The 1177-nt window shown below is 61.6% G+C and carries 1 protein-coding gene; it reads left to right on the top strand.

Translation table 11 applies throughout. The annotated features are described in order from the left end of the window. Positions 1–532: 532 nt before the first annotated feature. A partial coding sequence (locus P4L78_RS15155; RefSeq protein ID WP_309328688.1) for a HAMP domain-containing sensor histidine kinase occupies positions 533–1177 on the top strand: 645 nt, incomplete at its 3' end.

The raw sequence follows: 1177 nt of genomic DNA, 5'->3' as shown, positions 1-1177 counted from the left end.
GTCGACAAGATGCGCTCGATTATCCAATGCCAGAAACCCGAAGTGATTCAGAGCCATTTCGGGATCGGGCTGAACACCTGGGTAAAGCTGCGTGAAGGCAAGGCTATCCGTCATTCGGTGGCCGTGCGCTTGCTGCAGCGCTTGCAAAAGGAGGAATTGATTTGAACCGTGCCCGTTTTCCGGCAGGACATCCGCGCAATGCGCATGCCGGAAACGGGCGGCGCTAGGCGGCGGATCGCCCGGGCAAGGGCGGCAGACAGAAAAACAGGGATCACAAAAAGACGCTGTCGCATCAAACTTGCGGCCATCGCGTGTATGCATGGGGCGGTTCAGCGCGGTTTGGTGTTGAAACGGCAACGTTTGCAGTGCACACAATCCCGGCGGTTGCCAGGGTCGCCGTTGGTGACGGCCCGGGATTGAACGGGGTCGAATACAAAAGAATGGGATATGCCGGATCGGGGCAGGCGCTTGTTCGCCAAGCCCCCATATCGCGTTTGAAGCGCAGGCGTCGGTTGCAGATCGCAATCCGACCATGACGCACTGTGATCGCAATCCCGGCAAAATGTCCCGTTTGCGCAGGTCGCTCGCTTGTGAGAAGCGCCGCGCGCGCGCAGGGCTTCCCCGTGCTGCCACGTTGCATGCTTTGCCCGGCTTTCTTGCCCCCGGCTCTCTTGCCCCCGGCTCTTTTGCCGAAGCGGCGCACGGTCCTGATGGGATGAACGGCACCAATGGGAAAGACGGCTGGGGTGCGCCCGCGAAAGAAGTCACGCTCAGCACTTTGCAGCGCGAAAGGGATGCCGCCGAAGCGGCCAGTGCCGCCAAAAGCCGCTATCTCGCCAATGTCAGCCACGAGATCCGTTCGCCGCTCAACGCCATTTACGGCTATGCCCAACTGCTTGAGCGCGGCTCGGCGATCGATACGGTCGAAGCCGCGCGCGTGATCCGGCGCAGCGCGGAGCATTTGAACGATCTGGTCGAGGGTCTGCTCGACATCTCGCTGGTCGAAAACGCAATCAAGCGCGTATCGACCGACACGGTGCGGCTGGCGTCGTTCATCGCTCAGGTGGGCCGCATGTTCCGCCCCGCAGCCGAAGCCAAAGGGCTGACATTTCGCACGGAAATCATCGGACGGCTGCCCGATTATGTCCGCGCCGACCAGAAACGTCTGCGCCAGGCG

The organism is Silvimonas sp., from assembly GCF_031291215.1.
GTDB lineage: Bacteria > Pseudomonadota > Gammaproteobacteria > Burkholderiales > Chitinibacteraceae > Silvimonas > Silvimonas soli.
Note: the sequence above shows the minus strand (reverse complement) of the source record. Positions and strands in the feature narration are given on the sequence as shown.